This window comes from Streptomyces sp. NPDC102258 (genome assembly GCF_055584685.1).
The window spans coordinates 212,606-230,916 of record NZ_JBVJLO010000001.1 but is presented as its reverse complement, the minus strand read 5'-3'; the positions used below and the strand labels follow the sequence as shown (position 1 = coordinate 230,916).

Annotated in this window: 15 protein-coding genes; 1 reads left to right on the top strand and 14 read right to left on the bottom strand. The window is 76.3% G+C overall.

The genetic code is table 11. The features are described 5' to 3' along the window. Window positions 1-2: 2 nt before the first annotated feature. Both ACZ6ZT_RS01060 and ACZ6ZT_RS01055 read right to left on the bottom strand, forming a co-directional pair. Complete coding sequence (locus ACZ6ZT_RS01060) at window positions 3-1,088, bottom strand: glycosyltransferase family 9 protein (RefSeq protein ID WP_469714328.1); 1,086 nt, start codon at window positions 1,086-1,088, stop codon at window positions 3-5. Then, complete coding sequence (locus ACZ6ZT_RS01055; RefSeq protein ID WP_469714327.1) at window positions 1,085-1,831, bottom strand: SDR family oxidoreductase; 747 nt, start codon at window positions 1,829-1,831, stop codon at window positions 1,085-1,087. Before ACZ6ZT_RS01055 ends, ACZ6ZT_RS01060 begins: the two co-directional genes overlap by 4 nt. A 420-nt stretch (window positions 1,832-2,251) precedes the next feature. On the opposite strand from ACZ6ZT_RS01055, the gene ACZ6ZT_RS01050 reads away from it, so the two are divergent. Then, window positions 2,252-3,514: an MFS transporter gene (locus ACZ6ZT_RS01050; protein WP_469714325.1), complete on the top strand. Its 1,263-nt coding sequence runs from the start codon at window positions 2,252-2,254 to the stop codon at window positions 3,512-3,514. A 67-nt stretch (window positions 3,515-3,581) separates the two neighbouring features. Here the strand turns inward: ACZ6ZT_RS01050 and rfaE2 are convergent, their stop codons facing one another. The 12 genes from rfaE2 to ACZ6ZT_RS00990 all read right to left on the bottom strand — a co-directional run bounded on the left by rfaE2 (window position 3,582) and on the right by ACZ6ZT_RS00990 (window position 18,269). Next, a complete protein-coding gene (rfaE2, locus tag ACZ6ZT_RS01045; protein ID WP_469714322.1) occupies window positions 3,582-4,979 on the bottom strand; it encodes a D-glycero-beta-D-manno-heptose 1-phosphate adenylyltransferase in 1,398 nt (465 codons plus the stop codon). Further along, a complete protein-coding gene (locus tag ACZ6ZT_RS01040; RefSeq protein WP_469714320.1) occupies window positions 4,976-5,683 on the bottom strand; it encodes a D-sedoheptulose-7-phosphate isomerase in 708 nt (235 codons plus the stop codon). Before ACZ6ZT_RS01040 ends, rfaE2 begins: the two co-directional genes overlap by 4 nt. A 151-nt stretch (window positions 5,684-5,834) precedes the next feature. Beyond that, a complete protein-coding gene (locus ACZ6ZT_RS01035; RefSeq protein WP_469714318.1) occupies window positions 5,835-7,097 on the bottom strand; it encodes a glycosyltransferase in 1,263 nt (420 codons plus the stop codon). Then, window positions 7,094-8,056 (bottom strand): glycosyltransferase, encoded by a 963-nt coding sequence (locus ACZ6ZT_RS01030; protein WP_469714316.1) that lies wholly within the window; start codon window positions 8,054-8,056, stop codon window positions 7,094-7,096. Before ACZ6ZT_RS01030 ends, ACZ6ZT_RS01035 begins: the two co-directional genes overlap by 4 nt. Beyond that, window positions 8,053-9,243 carry a glycosyltransferase family 9 protein gene (locus ACZ6ZT_RS01025; protein WP_469714314.1) on the bottom strand — a complete coding sequence of 397 codons (1,191 nt, stop codon included), beginning with the start codon at window positions 9,241-9,243 and terminating at the stop codon, window positions 8,053-8,055. The genes ACZ6ZT_RS01030 and ACZ6ZT_RS01025 overlap by 4 nt, the downstream gene beginning before the upstream one ends. Then, entirely contained in the window at window positions 9,240-9,878 is a 639-nt protein-coding gene (locus ACZ6ZT_RS01020) for a D-glycero-alpha-D-manno-heptose-1,7-bisphosphate 7-phosphatase (RefSeq protein ID WP_469714312.1), read from the bottom strand. The genes ACZ6ZT_RS01025 and ACZ6ZT_RS01020 overlap by 4 nt, the downstream gene beginning before the upstream one ends. After that, the gene (locus ACZ6ZT_RS01015; RefSeq protein WP_469714310.1) at window positions 9,875-10,960 is read right to left on the bottom strand and encodes a glycosyltransferase family 2 protein; all 1,086 of its coding nucleotides are present in this window, start codon (window positions 10,958-10,960) and stop codon (window positions 9,875-9,877) included. Before ACZ6ZT_RS01015 ends, ACZ6ZT_RS01020 begins: the two co-directional genes overlap by 4 nt. After that, window positions 10,957-12,612, bottom strand: coding sequence for a carbamoyltransferase family protein (locus ACZ6ZT_RS01010; protein ID WP_469714308.1), 1,656 nt, complete (start codon window positions 12,610-12,612; stop codon window positions 10,957-10,959). The genes ACZ6ZT_RS01015 and ACZ6ZT_RS01010 overlap by 4 nt, the downstream gene beginning before the upstream one ends. Before the next feature lie 113 nt (window positions 12,613-12,725). Next, window positions 12,726-13,688 carry an NAD-dependent epimerase/dehydratase family protein gene (locus ACZ6ZT_RS01005; protein WP_469714306.1) on the bottom strand — a complete coding sequence of 321 codons (963 nt, stop codon included), beginning with the start codon at window positions 13,686-13,688 and terminating at the stop codon, window positions 12,726-12,728. A gap of 275 nt (window positions 13,689-13,963) precedes the next feature. Beyond that, entirely contained in the window at window positions 13,964-15,148 is a 1,185-nt protein-coding gene (locus ACZ6ZT_RS01000; protein ID WP_469714304.1) for a zinc-dependent alcohol dehydrogenase, read from the bottom strand. Window positions 15,149-15,285: 137 nt separating this feature from the next. Next, a complete protein-coding gene (locus ACZ6ZT_RS00995; RefSeq protein ID WP_469714301.1) occupies window positions 15,286-15,780 on the bottom strand; it encodes a hypothetical protein in 495 nt (164 codons plus the stop codon). Further along, complete coding sequence (locus ACZ6ZT_RS00990; protein ID WP_469714298.1) at window positions 15,777-18,269, bottom strand: molybdopterin oxidoreductase family protein; 2,493 nt, start codon at window positions 18,267-18,269, stop codon at window positions 15,777-15,779. Before ACZ6ZT_RS00990 ends, ACZ6ZT_RS00995 begins: the two co-directional genes overlap by 4 nt. Between the last annotated feature and the right edge of the window lie 42 nt (window positions 18,270-18,311).

Genomic DNA, 18,311 nt, shown 5'->3' with positions numbered 1-18,311 from the left:
GGTCAGCCCGGTACGGGGCCCGGTAGGGAGGCGGCGCGGGTGTCCGCGTCGCCGGCGGGTCCGTCCCGGCCGGGCAGCACCTCCCCGACCGCCGCCAGCACCTCCTCCACGGTGATCCGCAGCAGCCGGGCGTCCGGCGCGGTGCCGTGGGCGTCGCCGGGCCGCAAGGGGTCCTCCCCGGCCCCCGGCCGCCACAGCACCCGGCGGCGCCGGTCCGGCGGCGGTCCCCAGAGCCGTGGCGCCACCGGGCCGAACAGCACGACGGACGGGGTGCCGAGGGCGGTGGCGAGGTGGGCGAGGCCGGTGTCCCCGACCACCACGCAGCGCGCTCCGGCGATCAGGGCGCAGAGCAGCGGGAACGGTACGTCGTCGCCGCCGCCCAGCACGGCCCGCGGCGCCAGCCCCGCCCCGGCCGCCACGCGGTGGGCCAGCGGCCCCTCCCCCGCGCCCGCCGTGACGACGACCCGGTGGCCCGAGCGGTGCAGGGCGCGGGCGACGGCGGCGAAGCGGGCGGCCGGCCAGCGCCGGGCCTCGGCGTCGGCGCCCGGGTGGATCACGACGGCGCCGGGGACGGGCGAGGGCCGCGCGGGGTACGGAATGCCGAGGTCGGCGGGGTCGGCGGCGATCCCGTACCAGTGCAGCAGCCGGCACCAGCGGTCGCGTTCGTGCTCGTCGGGGCGCCATACGGGGCCGGCGATGTCCGGCGTGCCGGGGTGCCGGTAGGCCAGCAGCCGGTGCGGTCGCAGCCGCTGGAGCAGCCGGTGGCTCGGGGGGCCGTTGCCGTGCAGGTCGACGGCCAGCTCCGGCGGCGGCCCGTCCCAGGCGAGCTCCTCGGGGACGGCGCGGCCGGGCGCGGCGGTGGGCAGCAGCCGGTCGACCAGGCCGGTGGCCCCGGCGACGGCGGCCAGCCGGCCGGGCGCCGCCAGCACGAGGTCGTGTCCCGGCAGGGCGCGACGCAGCGCCCGCAGACAGGGCACCACCGTCAGGAGGTCGCCGAGGCCGAGGGCGCGCAGCACGAGGACCCGGGGGCGGGGGTGGGCGGGGGCGTGGGGATGGGCCGGCGGGGGCGGGCCGCCGTCCCCGTTCACGGCCAGGACGGTTCCCTGCGGGGCACGACGACCAGCTCGCCGATGGCGCTGCCGGACGGCACGGACAGGGCGTACAGCACGGTGTCGGCCACGATCTCCGGGCTCTGCAGCATCGAGACGTCGGTGTCGGGGAACCGCTCCAGGATGAAGTCGGTCTCCATGCCGCCCGCGATGATCCCCGTGACGCCGATGCCCTCGCAGTCGCGCTGCGCCTCCTTGAAGAGGGTGTGGGTGAAGGCCCTCAGCCCCGATTTGCTGGCGGCGTACGGGCCGGCTTCCGTCCACGTCCGGTTCGCGGCGGTGGAGAGGATGTTGACGATGTGGCCGCCGCCCTGCGCGACCATGCGCCGGTAGCCCTCCAGGCACAGGTACATCGGCCCGAGGAGGTTCGTCGTCACCACCCGGGTCACCTCGTCGGCGGTCAGGTGCTCGACCGCCTTGGAGACGTCCACGGCGGCGTTGTTGACGAGGACGTCGACCCGGCCTCCGGCCTCCTCTACGTCGCGGAAGACGTCGGCGACGGCGCCGGGATCGCGGACGTCCAGGCCGACGGCCCTGGCCGACAGCCCCTGGGCCGCGAGGTCCTCGCAGAGCTCCTTCGCGAGGTCCTGGCGGACGTCCGCCACCAGCACCGAGGCGCCCGCGGCGGCCAGCCGGCGGGAGATGGCCGCCCCCAGCCCGCGGGCACCGCCGGTGACCAGGGCCTGTTTGCCGCCGAGATCCGTGTACGCCGTGCCGCTCATCCGCATGCCTTCCGTCGCCGGTCCTGCGGCCCGCCCGGGTGCCGGTGGGCCTCGCCCGGGGCTGCCGTCTCGTCTCGTCCACTGTCCCGAGCGCTGCCCGGCGCGGCACGCCGGACTAGGCCGCACGGCGCTGCCGGGAGCAGTGTGTGAGCAAGTCGACGGGGGCGGTCCGAGGCCTTGGAGCGCAAGGGCCCCGGGGGGCTGCCGTCGTGCGGCGGCCGGGCGGCGCGGGTGGGGGCCCAAAGGATCTGTCAGCATGGCTGAGGCCGTTCACCGCCGGTCGGGTGCCGCAGTGTGCCGATGCGCGGAGCGCCCGTCCTCCTTCCCCCTCCCCCCTTGTGGTCTGTCTCCGTGCCTTCTTCCCCCCTGCCCCCGGCCGCCCCGTCCCGATCGCCCTGGCGATCCCTCCGCCACCGTGGCATGCGCTGGTGGACCGTCGCCAACTTCGTGTCCAACGCCGGTACGTGGATGCAGCTGACGGTGCAGAACCTCCTCGTGCTCCAGATCACCGGCTCCGCCGCCGTGACCGGCCTGTCCGTGTCCGTCCAGGCGGCTCCCGGGCTGCTGTTCGGCCTCATGGGCGGCGCCGCGGTCGACCGGTGGCCCCGCAAGGTGACCGCCGCCGTGGGGCAGGCGCTCCTGGGCGCGGTGGCCCTCGTGACGGCCGTCCTGGTCGCGCTGGACGGGCTCAGCCTGCCGGTCCTGCTCGGCCTGGCGGCCGTGACCGGCCTCATCGCCACCGTCGACGGGCCGGCCTGCGCGCTGCTGGGCAACGACCTCGTCCATCCGGAGGACGTCCCCTCCGCGATCGGGGTGGGCTCGCTGGTGCACAGCGCGGGGCGGCTCGTCGGCGCGTCGCTGGCCGGGGTGGCCGTCGGCTTCCTGGGCACCGCCGCCGCCTACGCCGCGAACGGGCTGTCCTTCCTCTTCGTCGCCGCCATGATCCCGTTCCTCAGGGCGGCCCGGCCCGTCGGCGACCGGGCGCCGGTCCTCGCCGAGGACAGCGCCTCCCGGCCCGGCGGGGAGCAGGACCTGAGCGCGCGCGAGGGGCTCGCCTTCTTCCTGCGCCGTCCCCGGCTGGTCGCGCTCGCCGCGCTCAACGCGGTCGGCAACCTGTTCGGCCGCAACTACTCGCTCACCCTGGTCGTGCTGGTCACCGGTCCGCTCGCCGGTGACGCGGCCTCGTTCAGCCGGGTCTCCACCGTCCTCGCCGCGGGCGGCATCATCGGCGCCGTCCTCGGTGCCCGGCTGCGCCGTCCCACGGTCCGGCTGGTGGGCGTGCTCACCGCCGCCGGTGCGCTGCTCCAGGTGCTGGCGGGGCTCTCCCCGTCGCTCGCGGTGCTGCTCGTCCTCGTCCTGCCCATGGCCGTGGCGGAGTCCATCGGTGACACCGCCCAGTCGACGGTGCTCCAGACCGACCCGCCGGCCCACATGCGGGGGCGGGTGCTCGGGGCCTGGTCCAGCATCCGCACCGTGTGGGGGCTCGCGGCGCCGCCCGCGCTGGGGCTGTTCATGGAGCTGGCGGGCGTACGGGTCGCCCTCGTGACCGGCGGTCTGGTCGTGACGGCGGCCGTCGCCGCGGGCTACCTGCTCCGCGGGCGCGGGACCGGCCGGTCCACCACCGCCGTACGGGTACCCGAGGCCGGGCTGAGCGCCCGCGCGGCGCTGGGCACCGCGGCCTGATCCGGCCCCGGACCGGCATCCGGCACCGGACCGGCGCTCCGCCTCACCGGCCCGGGCCGCTCCGGTTTCAGGACGGCGTACGGGCGTCCTGGGCGGCCTGCGCCGCCCGGGCGGCGAGCCGGGTGGTGGAGCGGCCGTCGAGGTAGGGCAGGACGACGGCCTGCCCGCCCCAGTCGCGCAGTACCGCGGCCTCGGGCAGGGCTTCGGGGGTGTAGTCGCCGCCCTTGACCCAGACGTCGGGCCGCAGGGAGCGCAGCAGCGCCTGGGGCGTGTCCTCGTCGAAGGCGACGACGGCGTCGACGCTGCCGAGCGCCGCCAGCACCCGCAGCCGGTCCTCCAGCGGGGTGAGCGGACGGCCGGGCCCCTTCAGCCGGCGCAGTGACTCGTCGCTGTTGACGCAGACGATCAGGCAGTCGCCGATGCGGCGCGCGCTGTCGAGCAGGCCGACGTGTCCGGCGTGCAGCAGGTCGAAGCAGCCGCCGGTGGCCACCACCGTGCCGCCGCGCGCCCGTACGGTCGCGGCAAGCGCGAAGGCGTCGCCTGCGGGCGGGTCCGCCGCGTCCGGGGAACCGGCCGTCCGGCGCACGGTGGCCCCTGACGCGCCGCCGGCGGCGACGAACGCGGCGGCGCCGGTCACCGCCCGCTGCACCGCCTCCTCCGGCAGGGCGCCGTCCGCGAGGGCCACCGCGGCCAGGGCGGCGAAGCAGTCGCCGGCGCCGCACGGATCTCCGGCGGCCGTGTAGGGCGCCGGGACGAGCATGGGGGCGGCCGTCAGCGGGCGGGTCAGCAGCGCCCCGCGGTCGCCGAGGGTCACCGCGACGGTGGCGGCCTCCCAGCGCTGCGCCAGTTCGGCGCCGCGCCGGGCGTGCGCCCCCAGGGAGCCCCCGTCGCCGGGGCACAGGGCGGACGCCTCGGCCGCGTTCGGTGTGACCAGGCGGGCTCCGGGGACGGGCGGGCCGCCGCGCGGGTGGGGGTCCCAGACGAGGGGGACGTGGTGGGCCGCCCGGGCCAGCAGCGGCCGCACCGCGGCGGCCACGCCCCTGCCGTAGTCGGCGACGAGGACGGCGGCCGCCCCTTCCAGGGCCTCGCGGACGGCGTCGGTGGGCGGTCCGACCTCGCCGCCGCCCCGGTCGATGCGGACCAGGGGGCGGCCCGCCGCCAGGACGCGGGTCTTCTCCGGCAGGGTTCCGTCCAGCGGCAGCTCGACCAGCCGGACCCGCCCGGCGAGGGCTTCGCGGACCCGGTCGCTGGCCCGGTCCTCGCCGAGCGCGGTGACCAGGACGACGGCGCGGCCGGTCCCGGCGGCGAGGAGGGCGGCCAGGCCGGCGCCGCCGGGGCGGTGGTGGTCGGTGGTGACGTCGACGACGGGCACGGGGGCGTCGGGGGCGAGCCGGTCCACGTCGCCGCGGATGTCGCGGTCGAGGAGGACGTCGCCGACCACGACCAGGGGCCGGGGGTCGTTCACGGGGTCCTCCTGCCGGCGGCGGCCACCGCCGCGCGGCGCTTCTTGCCGACGGCGGGCGGGTCGACCGTACGAGGGGCGGCGGGGCGGGCGGTATCGGTGAGGGCGGCGTCGATGAGGGCGGGGTCGGTGAGGGCGGCGTCGAAGGACTCGCACAGCAGGTGGACGGCCACGAGGTGGGTCTCCTGCACGGTCGCCGCGCTGACGGCGGGGACGCACAGGGCCTGGTCCGCGATCTCGGCCAGCGGGTTCGGGGAGGGCCCGGTGAGGGCCCACACCTCGACGCCCGCCGTGCGGGCCGTCATCGCGGCCGACAGGAGGTTCGTACTGCGGCCGGAGGTGGACAGCAGGAGCAGGACGTCACCGTCACGGCCGTGGGCCGCGACCTGGCGGGCGAAGACGTGCTCGAAGCCGTAGTCGTTGCCGATCGCCGTGACGCTGGAGGTCTCCGCGTGCAGGGCGATGGCCGAGTAGGCGGCGCGCTCCTCGCGGTAGCGGCCGACGAGTTCGGCCGTCAGGTGCTGGGCCTGGGCGGCGCTGCCGCCGTTCCCGGCGGCGAGCAGCCTGCCGCCCCCGGGCAGCACGGTGGCGAGCCGGTGGCCCCAGCGGGCCAGCTGGTCCAGGCCGTGGGCGCGCAGGTGGTCCAGGGAGTCCTGAAGGGACCGGCAGTGCGCGTGCGCTCCTGCGTGTGCGGGGTTCTGGCTCATGGTGCCGGGCCGGCGCCGCTCGCGGGAGCGGACCGTGCCCCACCTCCTTCGGGCTTCGTGGCCGCGGTGCGTCCCGCCGGCGGGGCGGGAGCGGTCCGGCGGCGCGGTGCGGTGCGGTGCGTACGGGGACGGGCGCGGGTGGCGCGCGCGTTCAGGGCATCGCGGGCGCGAGCCGGCCGGTGAGGGCGGCGCGGTAGGACCGTTCGGTGGCCGAGGCGACCTGGTCCCAGCCGTAACGGCTCGTCACCCGGCGCCGGCCGGCCGCGCCGTACGCCTCGCGGAGCCCGGGATCGGCCAGCAGCCCGGCCACCGCCGAGGCCAGCGCGCCGGGGTCCCCGGGCGGCACCAGCCGTCCGGTCTGCCGGTCGGCGACGGTGTCGAGCTGCCCGCCGACGGCGGTGGCCACGACCGGGCGGCCGCAGGCCATGGCTTCCAGCGGGACGATGCCGAACGGCTCGTAGTCCGCCGGGCAGAGCACGACGTCGGCGCTGCGCAGCAGTGCCGGGACGTCCGCGCTGGGCACCGCGCCGAGGAAGCGCACCCGCTCGGCGACCCCGGCCTCCGCGGCCAGCGCGCGCAGGCGGCGTACTTCCGGGTCCTCGTCGAGCCGCCCGGCTTCCGGGCCTCCGGCGATCAGGAGTTCCGCCTCGGGCAGCCGGGCCAGCGCCGCGATGGAGACGGCCGCTCCCTTGCGGGCGACCAGCCGGCCGAGCTGGAGCAGCCGGTGGCGGTGGAGCGGTGAGCGTTCGGCGGCCGGGCCGTCCGGGTGGAACCGCTCGGTGTCGACGCCGCAGGGGACGACGTCGGCCTTGTCCTCGGGGACGCCCATGCGCGCGAGCTCGGCGACCTCGTCCCGGCAGGTGGCGACCACCCGGTCACAGCACAGGCCGACCTCCCGTTCGCAGCGGATGCGCGACGGCGGGCTGGTGTCCGCGTCGCCTTGGTGGCGTCGCTTGACGGTGCCGAGCGCGTGGTAGGTGTGCAGCATCGGCAGCCTCAGCTCCCGTGCGGCGGCGAGGGAGGCGAGCCCGGACATCCAGAAGTGCGAATGGACCAGGTCGGGCGGCTGGTCGTGCTGCCAGCGGTTCATCAGGAAGTACGCGAACTCCCGCATGTACGGCAGCAGTTCGTCCTTGGGGAGGTACTCGGCCGGGCCGGCCGGTACGTGGTGCACCGTGACGCCGGCGCGCAGGTGCACGCGCTCGGGCAGGTCGGGCGCGTCGCGCCGGGTGTACACCGTCACCCGGTGGCCGCGGTCGGCGAGGGCTCCGGCCAGGCAGGCGACGTGGACGTTCTGGCCGCCCGCGTCGACCCCGCCCAGGGCGGCCAGCGGGCTGGCGTGCTCGGAGACCAGCGCCAGGGACAGGGGGTGGTGGGCGGGTGCCCCGGGCGCGGGGCGGGGGGAAGACGTCATGACCGTACCTCCGTCATCAGCCGCTCCCAGTCGTCCAGGAAGCGTTTGAGTCCGTAGCGTTCGAGGGCCGCCTGCCGGGCGCGCGCGCCGTCCTCGGCCGCGGCCTGCGGTTCGTGGACGTAGTGGCGGGCGGCGGCGGCCAGTACCTCGGGCCGGGTGGACAGGACGCCGGTGCCGGCCGGTACGGCTTCCACGGCCTCGGTGGTGGCGAGGGCGACGACGGGCATGCCGAGGTGCATGGCCTCCAGGAGGGACAGGCCCAGGGAGGTCCAGCGCACCGGGTGCAGGTAGACGCGGCGCTCCGCCATGGCGGTGTGCAGGTCCCGCTGCGGCAGTTCGTGGGAACGGCACCGTTCAAGGGGCAGGCCCAGGTGCGTGGCGAGTCCCTCGGTGCCCATGCCGAAGACGTCCAGCGGCGCGGCCCGGGCCAGCGCGGGCAGCAGGTCCGTACCGGTGTGGCGGCCGCGGCGGACCGGTTCGTTGACGACGACGGCGGCGCGCGGCAGGGCGCCGGTGTAGAGGTGGCCCGGATCGACGATGCCGTGCTCGATGACTTCGGCGCGGGTGCCGCCGTTGTCCCAGAAGAGCCGGTTGAAGTGGGTGACGTGGACGAGCGTCAGGTCGTCGCGGTCGGCGTACGGGTGCCGGGTGCGCGGCACGTCCCCGTCCGGGGCGTTGTGTTCCAGGTAGACGGCGGGCACGTCCCGGCCCGGACGGCGGCCGAGCCACCGTTCGGCCAGTTCCGCCTCGTGGGGCCGTTGCAGCACGACGAGGTCGACGGGGGTCTCGGCGAGTTCGGCGGGGGTGACCTCGCGGACCGATCCGGGCCAGTCGAAGGTGCGGGCGCGGCCGAGGCCGTCGGGGCCCCGGTCGGGGGTGACCGGTACCAGGTAGGTGTGGGGGCCCTGGACGAACGCGGTCGTCCAGGAGCCGTGGACGTGCCACAGGAGGATGTTCATACGCCGGCTCCTCGATCGGTGAGACGGGGCGGGTGGCCGTTCAGCGGCGCGTGGCCGCTCAGCGGGGTGCCGCTGAGCGGTGTGCCGCTGAGCGGTGTGCCGTTCAGCGGTGGTCCCTGTGGGGCCGTGCCGTGCGGCACGCCGTCCTCGCGCGGGGCGCCCGCGTCCGGCGGCGCTTCGCCGAGCAGCCCGGCCACGGCCGCCAGGACCTCCGCGTCGCTCACGGAGTCCAGGCAGGGGTGGCCGGGCAGCGGGCACGTCCGGGCCCGGCTCCCGGCGCAGGCCGCGGCCTGGTCGCCGAGCAGGACGTGCGGGACGCCGTACGGGCGCCAGCGTTCGGCGGGCACCACGGGCGCGAAGAGGCAGACGACGGGGGTCCCCACGGCGCAGGCCAGGTGCATGGGGCCGGTGTTGCCCGTCACGACGGCCCGCGCGCCCGCGAGGACGCCGGCCAGTTCGTGCAGGTCCGCGGTGGCGCCGCCGAGGTCGAGGCCGTGCCGGCCGGCCACCTCGGCGGTGAGTTCCCGCTCCGCGGCGCTGCCGGTGACCACCACCCGGTGTCCCGCCCGGTGCAGCGCGGCGGCGGCGCGGGCGGCCCGGCCGGCGCTCCACCGGCGGGCGGCCACGGCGGCCCCCGGATGCAGCACCACGTACGGTTCGGGGCCGGTCAGCCGGGTGGTGGCGGGCGGTGGCAGCACCCGCAGGGCGCCGTCGTCGCCGGGCGGCAGGCCGAAGCCGAAGGCGCGTACGAGGTCGAGCGCGGCCTGCGCCTCGTGGCGTCTGGGCAGCCGCCGGTGGCGCAGGGCGAGCAGGGAGCCGGGGTACTCCTCGCAGTCGGCGGCCACCCGCTCCACTCCGGCGAGCGCGAGCAGCAGGGCGGTCGGCAGCGGGCTCTGGTGGTAGGAGACGAGGACGACGCCGCGGTCGAAGCGGCCGGCCGCCAGGGCGTCCACCAGCAGGCCGCACTCCTCGCGCGAGGTCCGGCCGGGCTCCAGGCCGACCCAGGGGGCGTCGTAGACGAGTACCTGGTCCACGCCCGGCAGCACCCGCGCCGCCGGGACCCCGAGGGGCCCGCACAGCAGCGTGGTGTGGGAGGAGCCCGCCGCGACCGCGCGTACGGCGGGTCCGGCCAGCAGGACGTCCCCGGCGCTGTCGAGCCGGACGACCAGGCTGCGCGGGGCGCTCACCGGACACCGCCCGGCCCGTGCGGCGTACGGTCCCCGGCGAGGATCAGGCGTACGGCGGCCAGCAGGTCGGGCGCGGTCCGCGGGGCGGCGGTGACCTCCTCGGGCCGCGTGACCGGGGTCGGGACCAGGACGGCCCGCGCCCCGGCGGCCTCGGCGGCCCCCATGTCGGCGCCGATGTCCCCGACGACCACGGTGCGCCCGGGGGCGGCGCCGAGGTGGGCGCAGGCGGCGAGGACCAGGCCGGGCGCGGGTTTGCGGCAGGGGCAGCCGTCCTCGGAGCGGTGCGGGCAGACGGCCCACACGGCGAACGGTCCGAAGACGGCGTCCACGCGCCGTCGTACGGATTCCACCTGCGCGCGGGTCAGCAGTCCGCGGCCGACGCCCGACTGGTTGCTGACCACGCCGACCGGGACGCCCCGTTCCCGCAGGGCCGCCACGGCGGTACGGGCGGAGGGCATGGGGAGCACCCTGGCCGGGTCGCCGTTGTACGGGACGTCGACGACGAGGGTGCCGTCACGGTCGAAGAGGACCGCGTCGGGCAGGGGGGAGGCGGCCCGGCGGCGGTGCGGCGGGGGCGTGGCGGCTCCCCCGGCCCACACCCAGGGCCCCTGCGGTACGGCGGGCGGGGCCGTCACGACCGCACCCGCTGCGCGGCGGACCGCACCGGCGGGGCCGGCGGTGCGAGCGCGGCCGGGGGCTGGGCCGGGCGCGTCCGGGCGGTCCGGTGCAGGACGTGGCCGCGCAGCCAGTGCCAGGCGGCGACGGGCGGGATGACCACGCTGGTCACGGCCATGGTGACGACCTCGGCGCGGGTGCGCGGCCCGGGCGCGATCCGCGCCGCGGCGAACTCGGCGGTGCCGGCCAGCCAGCCGGCCGCGCACACGGAGGCGGCCCGGCCCCGGCCGGCCAGGGCGCAGCCGGCGGCGGCGGCCCCGGCGGCGGTGACCGCGAGGTGGCGCGGCAGCCGGCCGCGCGGCGCGGCGGCCCGCGCCCACCAGTCGGGTCCGTGCAGGCGGCGCATCAGGACGTCGTCGGCGTTGCCCGCCTGGACGCGGACGGACACCCACCGGTCGGCTGGCCGGACGGGGTGCGTGGTGCGGCGGGTGCCGGGGGCCAGGGTCCATCCGCCGTCGAGCAGGCGCAGGGCGAGGTCGGCGTCCTCGCGGAAGGCGCGCCGGAAGCGTTCGTCGAAGCCGCCCGCGGCTTCGAGGGCCTCGCGCCGGACGGCCATGTCGGCGGTGATCCAGCGGGCCGTGGCCAGTCCGGCGGTGTTGCGCTCCCAGTCGGTGGGGCGGCGCCGGGCGGGCAGCGGGACGTCGATGCGGGCGGTGACGGCCGCCGCGTCGCGGGCGGCCGAGGCCAGGTCGTGGGCCAGGTCCCGGCCCCAGGTGGGTCCGGGCACCACGTCGTCGTCGAGGAAGACGATCCAGGGCACCGTTCCGGCGGCCCGGGCCCCGGTGTTGCGGGCGGCGGCCGGTCCCCGGCCGCCGCCGGGCACGACGGTGGTCAGCGGGCGCAGGGCGGGCGGCACGTCCAGGGCGGGCGGCGGGGCGCCGATGCCCGTCCGGTCGTGGACGAGGACGACGGTGGTGGGGCCGGTGCCGTCGGCGGTGGCGGCGGCGAGGGCTTCGAGGCAGGCGCGCAGGCTGGGCCGGCCGAGGGTGGGGACGACGACCGCGTAGGCCGTCGTCACGGTGCGCTGGACGATCGTGCTCACGACTCGGCTCCGTTCCGGAACAGTTCGCCGCGCCGGACGGCGTAGGGGCCGATGGCGAGGAGGTCCACGGGCGAGGAGCCGAAGCACTCCAGGGCGTCGCGGGGGTCGTCGACCATCGGGCGGCCGGCGGTGTTCAGGCTGGTGTTGACGACGACCGGCAGGCCGGTGCGCTTCTCGAACTCGGTGAGCATGCGGGCCACCAGGGGTTCGCGTACCGGGTCGACCGTCTGGATGCGGGCCGTCCCGTCGACGTGGACGACGGCCGGGATGCGTTCGCGCCACTCGGGGGCGACGTCGTGCACGAAGAGCATGTACGGGCTGGGCAGGGGGCCGTCGAAGATCTCGGCCGCCCGCCCGGCGAGGACCATGGGGGCCACGGGCCGGAACTGTTCGCGTCCCTTGACGTCGTTGAGCCGCTCCAGGTTGCCCTCGTGTCCGGGGTGCGCGAGCAGCGAGCGGTGCCCGAGCGCGCGCGGCCCGTACTCGGAACGGCCTTGGAACCAGGCGACGATGGCGTTGTCGGCGAGGGCCTCGGCGACGGTCGCCGCGATGTCCTCGGGGCGTTCGAAGGGCACGCCCGCCGTCTTGAGCCAGGCGCCGATCTCCGCGTCGGACCAGTCGCGGCCGAGGTCGGCGCCGGCCATCGGTTCGGGGTCCTGTCCCGCTTCGGCGGCGAGGTACAGCGCCGAGCCGAGGGCGGTTCCGGCGTCGCCGGCGGCGGGCTGCGCCCAGACGCGGGAGAAGGGGCCCTCGCGGGCGATGCGGGAGTTGGCGACGCAGTTGAGGGCGACGCCCCCGGCCAGGGTGAGGACCTCGTCGTGGGTGCGTCCGTGGAGCCAGCGGGCCAGGTCGAGCAGGGTCTCCTCCAGTACGGCCTGGGCACTGGCGGCGACGTCCGCGTGGGCGGCGGTCCAGGGCTCGTCGGCGCCGCGGGGCGGGCAGTACTCCGCCCAGGGGACGCCGGTGGCGCGGAACCCGCCGTCGCCGGTGGGGTGCACGTGGCGGCGCAGCTCGGGCAGCAGCCGGGGGGTGCCGTAGGAGGCGAGGGCCATCACCTTGAACTCGTCGGAAGACCTCAGGAAGCCGAGGTGCTCGGTGAGTTCCTCGTACACGAGCCCGAGCGAGTGCGGCAGGTCCTGGGCGTGCAGCGGCTCCAGCCGGTTGCCGACCCGGCGGGCGGCCAGGTGGGAGGCGCGTTCGCCGCGTCCGTCGAGGACGAGGACGGAGCTGCGGTCCGCGCCGTCGGCGGCGAAGGCGCTGGAGGCGGCGTGCGCCATGTGGTGCGGTACGAAGCGGACGATGGCCGAGTCGAGGCCGGGCAGCGCGGCCGCCAGGAATCCGGGGACCTCGCGGGCGTAGGTCTGGCGCAGGTGGTCCCACGGGTCGTGCAGCCCCATGGTGTCGGCCGGCCGGGCCAGCGCCGGGTCGTAGGAGTACGCGACGGCGTCCAGGTCCTGGGGGCGCAGCCCGGCGCGGCGCAGGCACCAGGCGGCGGCCTGCTCGGGGAGTTCCCACGCGGAGAACGGCACGGGCCGCTTGCCGTGCTTGCGGCGGGAGAACCGCTCCTCCTCGGCGGCGGCGACGGTGCGGCCGTCGATGACGAGGGCGGCGGCGGGGTCGTGGAAGAGCGCGTTGATTCCGAGAATGCGCATGGCGGTGCGGGCCTTTCGGCGAGGGGGTACTGGCCGCCCCGCCTCGGCGGGCGGCGGCTGCGTGGGGCTGCGGGGGGCGCTGCGGCGGCGGTGGTGTGGGACTGCGGGCCGGGTCAGCCGTCCGGGTGGGCGCGGAACCAGGCGATCGTTCGCCGCAGCCCTTCCTCGGCCGGTACGAGCGGCTCCCACTGGAGCTTGTCGCGGGCCAGGGTGATGTCGGGGCAGCGCACGGCCGGGTCGTCGGTAGGCCGTTCCACGAAGGTGACCCGCGAGGCGGAGCCGGTCAGTTCGATGATCCAGCGGGCCAGTTCGAGCATCGTCAGCTCGGACGGGTTGCCCAGGTTCACCGGGCCGGGCATGCCGTGGGCCGCCGCCGCGAGGATGCCGGCGACGGTGTCGTCGACGTAGCACAGGGAGCGGGTCTGCAGTCCGTCTCCGGTGACCGTCAGCGGCTCGCCGGCCAGGGCCTGGCGGATGAAGGTGGGCACCGCGCGCCCGTCGTACCCGCGCATGCGCGGCCCGTAGGTGTTGAACAGCCGTACCACGCAGGTGTTGGTGCCCCGCGCGCTGCCGTGGGCCGTGGTGAGGGCCTCGCCGAACCGCTTGGCCTCGTCGTACACGCTGCGGGGGCCGACGGGGTTGACGTGACCCCAGTAGCGCTCGTTCTGCGGGTGCTCCTGCGGGTCCCCGTACACCTCGGACGTGGAGGCGAGGAGGAAGCGCGCTTCCGCCCGGTGCGCGAGTTCCAGCGCGTTGCGCGTGCCGAGGCTGCCGGCGTCCAGCGTGTGCAGCGGCAGCCGGAGGTAGTCGGCGGGCGAGGCGGGCGAGGCGAGGTGGAAGACGACGTCGGGCCGGCGCCGCACCGTGAACGGCTGCGACACGTCGGCCTCCTGGAGGGTGAATCCGGGGCGGTCGGCCAGTTCGGCCACGTTCGCGCGCAGTCCCGTGCTGAAGTCGTCGACGCAGGTGACGGCGGTGCCGGCGGATATCAGGGCGGAGCACAGGTGCGAGCCGACGAAGCCCGCACCGCCCGTCACCACTGCGTGCTCCCAGGCCGGTGCCGGAAGGGAACCCATGATGATCTCCTCGTGCCATCGGGGGAGCGCGGGACTCGGGAACCCGGAGGCGGCAGACGCTCGCCGCCCCGCACCTGGGAACGACCCGCGGGAGTGCCCTCAGCGTGCCCCACACCGACGCGGGTCGCCCGGAATGTGCGGCATTCGGATGATGACGTGGCGTGACCACCCGGTCGGCCCTGATCCACGAGGACGCCCCCCGTTCCCCCCGGGCGGGGGAGCGGGGGGCGTCCGTGACGGCCGCTCGGGGCGGTGACGTGACGCTCAGCGGACGCTCAGGGGGTGAAGAGCACCTTCACGGCGCCGTCCCGCTTCTTCTGGAACATGTCGTACGCGTCCGGGGCCTCCTCCAGGGGCAGCCGGTGGGTGGCGAAGTCGTCCACGCCCAGCGGGTCGCCGTCGACGAGGAGGGGCAGGATGTCGTCCACCCAGCGGTGGACGTTGGCCTGGCCCATGCGCAGCTGGATCTGCTTGTCGAACATGGTCAGCAGGGGCAGCGGGTCGGCCGCGCCCCCGTAGACCCCGGAGACGGACACGGTGCCGCCGCGCCGGACGAGTTCGATGGCCGTGTGCAGCGCGGACAGCCGGTCGACTCCGGCGCGCTTCATCATGGCGGCGGCGAGGCCGTCGGGCAGGAGGGTGGTCACGCCCTGCGCGGCGGCGGCGACGCGGCTGCCGTGGGCTTCCATGCCCACCGCGTCGATGACGGCGTCCGGGCCCCGGCCCCCGGTGAGCTCGCGTACGGCGTCGGTGAGTCCGTCCCCGCACTCGCGCAGGTCCAGGGTGTGGACGCCGCGCCGGCGGGCGCGTTCCAGTCGCTCGGGCACGAGGTCGATGCCGATGACCGTGCCGGCTCCCCGGAGGGCCGCGATGCGGCAGCTCATGTCGCCGATCGGGCCGAGTCCGAGGACGGCGACGCTGCCGCCGGGCGGGATGTCCGCGTACGCGACGGCCTGCCACGCGGTGGGCAGGACGTCGGAGAGGTAGACGAAGCGGTCGTCGGCCGGCCCCTCGGGGACCTTGACGGGCAGGGCGTTGCCGAAGGGCACGCGCAGGTACTCGGCCTGGCCGCCCGGCACCTGCCCGTAGAGCTTCGTGTACCCGAAGAGGGAGGCCCCGGTGCCGTGCTCGTGCACCTGCGTGGTCTCGCACTGCGAGTGCAGGCCCCGGCCGCACATGAAGCAGGCGCCGCAGGAGACGTTGAAGGGGACCACCACCCGGTCGCCGGGCTTGAGGCCCGTGACGTCGGGGCCGGTCTCCGCCACGACGCCCATGGGCTCGTGGCCCAGGATGTCGCCGGGGTCGAGGAAGGCACCGAGCACCTCGTAGAGGTGCAGGTCGGAGCCGCACAGGCCGGTGGTCGTGATCTTGACGATCACGTCGTCGCGGTCCTGGATGACGGGATCGGGGACGGTGTCGACCCGTACGTCCCGCTTGCCGTGCCATGTCAGTGCCCTCATGACGTCTCCTCGTGGGTTCGTCCGCGGTGGATTCGTGTGCGGTGTTCGTGCGCGGTGTTCGTGCGCGCGCCGTCCAGGCGCCTGCCCCGGGCGGCGCCGCCGAACCGGGACGGCCGCGCCGCGCGGCGGCCGGGGGGTCACAGGCTGGTCAGGACCTGCGGGCAGACGTTTTTGATCATGGTGTTGGTCCAGCGCATCTGCCGCAGCGTCTGCGGGTGGCAGGACGCGGCGAGGCCGATGAGCCCCTGGTCGTGGGTGGCCCGGGCGGTCTGCGCGAGCATCTCCCAGTGAAGGGAGTTGCGGGCGGCGGCCACGTGCAGCTCGCGGAGGTCCGTCAGCAGGAGCAGGCCCGGCGGCCGCGGCCCGGCCGTCCCGGCCGCCGGGGACGGCTCCGTCGGCCCGGGCGCCGTGTCCCGCCCGGCGGCGTCGGGGGCGCCGTCGAGGGTGAGGCCGTGGTCGGCGCCGGCCTCGGCCAGGCGCCGCACGTGCTCGAAGGACCAGCCGGCCAGGTCGGTGGCGATGTGGTGCACCTCGTGTTCGGCGCGGTGGCGGCCGGCGACCGCGAGGAGCTCCTGTGCCAGGTCCTCCTCGCCGTGGTGCAGCGCGCGCAGCGCCCAGGCGATGCCGTTCACTCCTCGTCGTCTCCCTCGGCCTCGTACCGCTCGTCCTCGAAGGTGTGGGTGACGCGGGCGGTCGGGCCGCCCGTGGTGGCGGGCGCGCCCCTGCGCCCGGCGGGGGCCGACGCGGTCGTGGTGGGGGCGGGCGCCGGGGTGCCGTTCCCGCGTGCGACCAGGGAGAGCGAGGCCGCGGCGGTCTTGAAGAGGGGCTGCTTGGAGGCCGGGTCCCACTCGGTGACCGTCGTCTCGTTGGCCGCCCGGCCGGGGGTCGTGCCGTCGGGGGCGTGTCCGGTGGGGGTGTCCCAGTAGCCGTAGTGGAACGGGACGAACAGCATCCCGCGCCGGATGCCGGTGATCCGCAGCCGCCCGCGCAGGGCGCCCCGGGGCGAGGCGACCTCCACCAGGTCCCCTTCCGCGAGGCCCAGTTCCGCCGCGTCGGCCTCCGCCGCCTCGACCCATACGTCGGGGGCGGCGGCGTTCAGCTGGGGGGCACGGCCGGTCTTCGTACGGGTGTGGAAGTGGTAGAGGGTGCGTCCGGTGGTGAGCCGGAAGGGGTGGGCGTGGTCGGGCTGTTCGTGGGGCGGCCGGTAGGCGGCCGCTTTGATCATCGCCTTGCCCGTCGGGTTGCACGCCCGGTAGTCGGTGGCGCTGTCGGCCGCGCCCGTCTCCAGGTCCTTCCCGTACGTCTCGCAGGTGTCGGGGTGGGCCCAGCTGATCCCGTCGGTGTAGAGGCGCTCGGTCCCGCCGGGGGCGTCCTCGTTGCACGGCCACTGGATGCCGCCGACCCGGCGCAGCAGATCGTGGTCGAGGCCGGTGTAGTCGCAGGGGCGGCCGGCGCTGCACCGCTTCCACGCCTCGAACGCCGAGCGCGGGTCGTGCCAGTGGACCAGCGGGCCGCCGTCCTTGTCGCGGAAGTCCATGCGGGCGGCGAAGTCCAGGAAGATGTCGAGGTCCGGCCGGGCCTCGCCGGGCGGCTCGACGGCCTTGTCGGACAGGTGGACGGTGCGGTCGGCGTTGGTGAAGGTCCCGGTCTTCTCGCCCCAGGTCGCGGCGGGCAGGACGACATCGGCCAGTTGGGCCGTCTCCGTCGGGAACAGGTCCTGGACGACGGTGAACAGCCGCTCCTGGGACAGGATCGAGCGGATGCGGGCGAGCTCCGGCAGCGACACGGCGGGATTGGTGCCGCTGATCCACAGCATGCGCAGCGAGCCCTGCTCGGCGTAGCGGAAGATCTGCAGGGCGTGTGTGGGCGGCGCGTAGTGCGGGATGCGGTCCGGTTCGACGTTCCACACCCGGGCCAGATCGGCGACGTGCTCCTCGTTCTGCCAGTTGCGGAAGCCGGGGAGGTCACCGTTGGCGCCGCATTCCCGGGTGTTCTGCGCGGTGGGCTGACCGTTCATCTGGAGCACACCGGCGCCGGGGCGGCCGAGCATGCCGCGGATCAGGTGCAGGTTGTTGACCTGCACGGCGGCCGCGGTCGCCTGGTGGGACTGGTAGACGCCCTGGAGCACCGTGGACAGCAGCCGGTCGGCCGTCCCCACCAGGTCCGCCGCCTCCTCGATCCGGGCGGCCGGGACGTCGCAGATGTCCGCCGCCCACCGGGGGGAGCACTGCGCCACCCGCGCGCACAGCGCGTCGAAGCCGACGGTGTGGGCGGCGACGTAGTCGTGGTCGACCCGGCCGGTGCGGATGACTTCGTGCAGCAGCGCGTTGAGGAGGGCCACGTTGGTGCCGCCGCGGGGCGCCAGATGGACCGCGGCCCGCCGCGCCACGACGGTGGGGCGCGGATCGACGCAGACCAGGCGGGGTGGATCGGCGCCTTGGAGCCGGTCCAGGATCCGCATCCACTGGACGGGCTGGGTCTCGGCGATGTTGTGTCCGAAGAGGGCGATGACGTCGGCGTGGTCGATGTCGTCGTAGGAACCGGGCTGGCCGTCACACCCGAACGACTCCTTGAGGGCCTCCGCCGCGGTGGCGGTGCACAACCGGGTGTTGCCGTCGATGTGGTTCGTCCCGATGCCGGCCCGGGCCATCGTCGCGAGCGTGTAGTACTCCTCCAGGAACAGCTGCCCCGAGGTGTAGAAGCCGATCGAGCCCGGTCCCCGCTCGTCCAGCAGCTCCCGGGTGCGGGCCACGATCCGGCCCATCGCCGTGTCCCAGTCGCTCTCCACCAGTCGGCCGCCCTCGCGTACCAGGGGCCGGGTCAGCCGGTCGGGCGAGGCGTTGGCCTGCCAGCCGAAGAGGTCCTTGGGGCCCAGCCGGCCGTGGTTGACGCGGTCGTCGGCGCGCCCCCGCACGCCGGCCATGCGGCCGTCGACGACGGCGATGTCCATGGCGTCCCCGTCGGAGTGCAGGATCGAGGCCGCCCGCACCCACCGCTGCACCCGCGTCTCCGTGACGCCCGGAGCGAGGAAGGTGTCGACCCGCACGGGCCACGGCTCGCCCCGCCCGTAGGCGGTGCGCGGGCCCCAGGGGCGGGCGATCCGGTCGGTCGTGGTGCTCATGGGGCCGCCTCCTGCGGGGTCGTCGTGGCGCGGTGCGGGCCG